Raw genomic sequence first — 4,818 nt, forward strand, 5'->3', positions numbered from 1 at the left:
GCCGCAGGCGATGCCCCGGCCGCAGGCGATGCCCCGGCCGCAGGTGATGCCACGGCCGCAGGCGATGCCCCGCCCGCAGGCGATGCCCCGCCCGCAGGCGATACCCCGCCCGCGAAGCCCACCGCCAAGCCCGCCACCGCCAAGAAGCGCTAACCCGCCATGTCCTACGCCACGCCCGCACGTTTCATCGAGTCTTTCGGGCTCGAGGAGACCGTTCAATACCTGTCCGACGAGCAGCGCCTGCTGACCGCTCAGTTGTTGCTGGACGCGCTCGCGGGCTCCTGGTCGGGTGCGCCAACAGTCGAAGAAAAGGCCGCAGCCGAGGCGGCCGTTGCGCGCATCACGCGAAAGCTGGAGACCCAATCCAACCTGATGGACGGCTACCTCCGCCCCGCCGTCGTGCTGCCACTTTCGGCCGATGATGCCAACGCCGGCACCCTCGAAGAATGTTGCCTTGCGCTCGTGCGCTGCGCCCTGGCGGACGACACCGACAACGCGACCGAGCGCATGGACGACTGCTGCAAGACCTGGCGCGCCTGGCTGCGCGACATCTCTACAGGCAAGGCCAAGCTCGCAGGCGCTGGCGGGCAAGCCATCGCGCCCAGCGGCGGCGCGCGTAGTGGACAGACCAGGACGAATTACGACTGGGCCGCTTTTCGTCCAAGCCGAGGTGCGCGGTCATGAGCGGCGTGCAGCTCCGGGCAGGCTTCAGCAACGACCTGATCCGCCTGCACCTGGCACGCCTGGCGATTGCCAACGCCGAGGGCTACGTGACCGCCCGCGAGGACATCGGCGAGTACATGGTCGGCGAGGTGCAGGACAACATCGACGGCCAGAAGCTCTACGACGGCTCGGCCATGCCGCAGAGCAAGGCGGCCATCAAACGGCCCGGCAAGACGCTGATCGACAAGCACCACTTGTACGACAGCTACGTCTTCCAGCTCGCGCCTGGCGCCGTCGAGATCGGGTCGGCGCTGGTCTATGCGGCCATCCATCACTTCGGCGGCAAGACCGGCCGCAAGAAGAAAACCAACATCGTTGCTCGCCCCGTGCTCGGCGTTGGGCCGAAGCAAGAGAAGCGGATCGGCGACATCCTCATCGACGCCGTGGGAGCCATCCAGTGAGCACCGCACTGCTTGACCAGGTCGTCGCGTTCGTGCGCGAGAAGTTCACGAAACGGGAGGTCGTCACCGTGCAGGAGTACGGCGGCGAATTCAGCGGCGAAGAGATCGACAAGGTCAGCTTCACCTGTCCCGCGATCTTCATTGCTCAGTTGGGCTGGACGCCAGGCGCGACGGGCAACCGCCTGGCCGGCCGCAACACCCGCACTGTGTCCATGTCCGCCTTCGTTGTGACGAAGAGCGGGCGCGGACGCGCTGACCGCATGCGTGAAGCAATGCAGCTCGCGGAGCGCCTGACGTTGGCCCTGCGCGCGTGGATTCCGCAGGACAGCAACGGCCCCTACGCGATTGCCCCGCTCGATGAAGACCCGACCGCCGAGAACCTTTACGGCCGCGCCGTGGACAAGGCCGGCCTGGCGCTCTGGCTTGTGCGCTGGCAACAGGACGTGCGCAGCCGCGTTCCGCCCGGCCAAGCCTTCGAGCTGCTGTCCGTCGAGGTCCATTCCAACGCCCACCAGGGCGTCGTCCCCGAGTCGCAGCAGCCGGACCGCCCGCCGCTGTCCGTGTCGCACGAAATCACTTTTCCACCACAGGAGCCCTGAGATGGCCACCAAGAGCAACGCCCCCCAATCCGACGCCCAACCGGTCGTCATCGAATCCGCCGCGGCCTCCGCGCCAGCAGCCGCCGAACGCCCTCTGTCTCTCGGGATGCAGGTGAATGTCGTGGTCGCCGAAGGTGTCGTGCTCATCAACAACGAGACCGGCGCGCGCTTCGCGCCTGGTACGCCGACGCCGCAGACCGTGACGCCGACGCTGCTGCGCCGCCGTGATGACGGCGACCTGACCATCGCGCCCTGAGCCGCGAGCACTTCCAGCCCTGACTTGAACCGCGTTTAAAGGAGCTTTCGCGATGTCCCTCCCCAACCTTCTGAGCCTCAACTTTCTCGTGCCGTTCGCGGCCGGCAAGATCGACTTTTCCCGTGCCATCCGTGGACTGCGCGGCATGCCCCGCCGCCTGCTGCTCGTCGGGCACAAGGCCACCGCCGGTAGCCTCGCGGTCAACACCATCACGACCGTGAGCACCGAAGCCGACGCCATCGACCGCTTCGGCGAGGGCTCCATGCTCGTGCAGATGTGGCGCGCGGCGAAGGCCAACACGGACCTGGGCCTGCCCATCGACTGCATCGCCATCGCGGAAGGCAACCTGGCGGTGCCCGCGACAAGCCTGGTGGCAGTGACCAACGCAGGCGCGAACCTCTCGATGCCGGGTGAAGTGATGCTCTACATCGGCGGCCAGCGCATCAGCGTGGGCGTGACCACCTCCGACACTGCGCAGACCGTCGCAGCCAAGCTGGTGGCCGTGGTCAACGCCCAACCGAAGCTGCCGGTTACGGCGGCAGCGACCGCAAACCTGAACGAGGTGAAGCTGACCTGCCGCTGGGGCGGGCCGACGGGCAACGACGTCGACGTGCGAAGCACCTACTACTGGGACGACCGCCTGCCCAACGGTCTCACCATCGCCACGCCGAAGATGGCGACGGGGGCGGTCGTGCCGGATGTCTCACCCGTCATCGTGGCGATGAACCTGTATCGCGCGACCGAGATCGTGTGCCCGTTCATCGACAGCCCCAACCTGAACATCCTCGAAACCGAACTGGCCGCCCGCTGGGAAGCGAACAACATGCAGGACGCCGCAGTGGTGAACTGCGTGCGCGGCACCGAGGCCGAGATCACGACGTTCCTGGCTGGCCGCAACAGTCCGCATGTGCACACGATCACTGTGACCAAGGACATGACGAACCCGTGGGAGACGGCCGCAATGGCGGGCGCCGCCATCGAGAGCCTGGCCGCGATCGATCCGGCACTCCCGCAGACCGACGTGGTGCTGCAGGGCTACCTCGGCCCGCGCCAGGGCGACCATTGGCAAGTGCCCCAGCTCAACAACATGTTGGCAATGGGCGGCTCGCCGCTGCAGATCGCTCAGGACTCGACGGGTAGCCTGCTGCGCATGGTGACCAACTACACCATGAACCGGGCCGGCGCGCCGGATCGCAGCATGGCCGAGCTGTGCTGGATCAAGACGATGAGCTACTACCGGTGGTTCGTGATCACCGAGTTCATGACGAAGTACCGGGGCTACAAGATCGCCGAGTACGTCACCGAGCCGATCCCCGGCCAGGACAAGATCATGACGAAGGAACTGGGCGAGGAAATCATGCTCGGCATCTACGACCTGATGATGCAGGCCGGCCTCGTGCAGAACCTGCAGTACTACAAGGAAGTGCTGCTCGTGGAGGTCGATGGTCCGAACGGCAAGCTGAAGATCCGCGAAGAGCCCGTGATCATCACGCAGCACTACCAGACCGAAGTCACCAGCTACCCGGTGGCCGGCCACGTCTAACGGGCTGACTCTCAACACATCAACTCCAGGAGAAAGACATGGCAGGGACCGACGAATTTCTGTACCACATCGACACCATCACCGTCGCGGGCGCGCCGCTGGATTTCGAGGACGGCACCGGTTCGATCACGGGCGCAGCGCGCTACGAGAACGAGGTGGTACCCAGCGGCCCGAAGGGGCGCGACTACACGAAGCGCAAGCGCGTGCCGACGACGTTCAAGTGCAAGCTGCAGTTCGGCCCGAAAACCGACCCGCAGAGCTACACCGAGATCGCAGGCGCGCAGATCGCCGCGCGCGACTCGAAGACCGGCCGCCGCGCGCTGATGAACAACTGCTCGTTCGCATCCATGGGCGAGATCGGCACGGGGTCGGTGGACATCACCTTCAACGTGCTGTCGCCCATCCAGTGGCTGTAGAGGTCGGGTAGCGCAGAGCCGCAACAGCGGACGAACCAAGGGGCCGGCACTGACCGGCCCCTTTTTCTTTGGTGAAGCGTTTCACCATGACCAGGCGGACCGTCATCGCGAGACTCGATGGCATGGACCACACCACCGCCTCCACACTCGCTCAGGTCGGCATCGAAGACCTTTTCAAAGTCATCCTCGTAGACGGCCTCAAGGCCGTCAGCGAAGGCCGGGAACTCCGCTACAAGGTCGTGCGCCTGCGCGAGACGGGCGTGGCAGAAGAGCGCATTGCAGTCCGCCTGGCCGAGCGCGTCGTTGAGCATCGCGGTGTGCCCCGCCTGCTGGTCAGCGATGCGGAATTCAAGCTGGCGCTGAACGTTCAGCACATCGAAGCGTTTGTGTGCGACAGCTACACGATTCCCGCTGCGGCAATTGACCTCGACATGATCGGCAAGCTCAGCACACACGACCTCGGCTTGATCGAGCAGCGCATCGCCCTGGTGACGCTGGCAGCCGAGGTGCGTTACGGGAACATCACGGAAGAACAGTTCCACGCCATCGTCGCGGGCAAGCCCGCCGAAGGCGTCGAGCAAGCTGCCCAATCCCCACAGCCCGTGGGCCAGGCTGCAGGCGTGGGAGCGGCTGCTGCTTCGCTTGAGTCTGGCCCTGCACTGCTCGCCGATTTCGTTGGAGACGGTGCCCCTGTCGCGTCTTCGATTCCTTGATGCCGAGCTGAGAAAGAAGTAGCCCGCCATGCGCGAACTCAAGCTGCGGTATTTCATCGACCTGGTCTCCAACATCGGAGCCAAGGCGCAGGCCGAGGCGAAGGCGCTTGAAGCGGCGCAGAAAGTGATGGCGGGCGCCGTCGCCGGCACGAACAACAAGCTCACGG

The 4,818-nt window shown here is 65.6% G+C and carries 7 protein-coding genes; all 7 read left to right on the forward strand.

The window, feature by feature from the left end; all coding sequences use genetic code 11:
* Nucleotides 1–159 precede the first annotated feature (159 nt).
* The 7 genes from BMG07_RS39775 (at nt 160) to BMG07_RS39805 (ending at nt 4,651) form a co-directional block, all read left to right on the forward strand.
* Nucleotides 160–684, forward strand: coding sequence for a phage protein Gp36 family protein (locus BMG07_RS39775; RefSeq protein ID WP_198089079.1), 525 nt, complete (start codon nt 160–162; stop codon nt 682–684).
* Entirely contained in the window at nt 681–1,124 is a 444-nt protein-coding gene (locus BMG07_RS39780) for a phage virion morphogenesis protein (protein ID WP_198089080.1), read from the forward strand. Before BMG07_RS39775 ends, BMG07_RS39780 begins: the two co-directional genes overlap by 4 nt.
* Nucleotides 1,121–1,723 (forward strand): hypothetical protein, encoded by a 603-nt coding sequence (locus BMG07_RS39785; RefSeq protein WP_198089081.1) that lies wholly within the window; start codon nt 1,121–1,123, stop codon nt 1,721–1,723. Before BMG07_RS39780 ends, BMG07_RS39785 begins: the two co-directional genes overlap by 4 nt.
* Before the next feature lies 1 nt (nt 1,724).
* Nucleotides 1,725–1,979, forward strand: a complete 255-nt coding sequence (locus BMG07_RS39790; RefSeq protein WP_198089082.1) for a hypothetical protein — start codon at nt 1,725–1,727, stop codon at nt 1,977–1,979.
* Nucleotides 1,980–2,031: 52 nt separating this feature from the next.
* Complete coding sequence (locus tag BMG07_RS39795; protein WP_198089083.1) at nt 2,032–3,522, forward strand: phage tail protein; 1,491 nt, start codon at nt 2,032–2,034, stop codon at nt 3,520–3,522.
* A 38-nt stretch (nt 3,523–3,560) separates the two neighbouring features.
* Nucleotides 3,561–3,938, forward strand: a complete 378-nt coding sequence (locus BMG07_RS39800) for a hypothetical protein (protein WP_198089084.1) — start codon at nt 3,561–3,563, stop codon at nt 3,936–3,938.
* A gap of 122 nt (nt 3,939–4,060) precedes the next feature.
* On the forward strand, nt 4,061–4,651 hold the full coding sequence (locus BMG07_RS39805; protein ID WP_198089085.1) for a hypothetical protein: 591 nt from the start codon (nt 4,061–4,063) through the stop codon (nt 4,649–4,651).
* Nucleotides 4,652–4,818: the final 167 nt, after the last annotated feature.

Source organism: Variovorax sp. E3, assembly GCF_016082275.1.
Taxonomy (GTDB): domain Bacteria; phylum Pseudomonadota; class Gammaproteobacteria; order Burkholderiales; family Burkholderiaceae_C; genus Variovorax.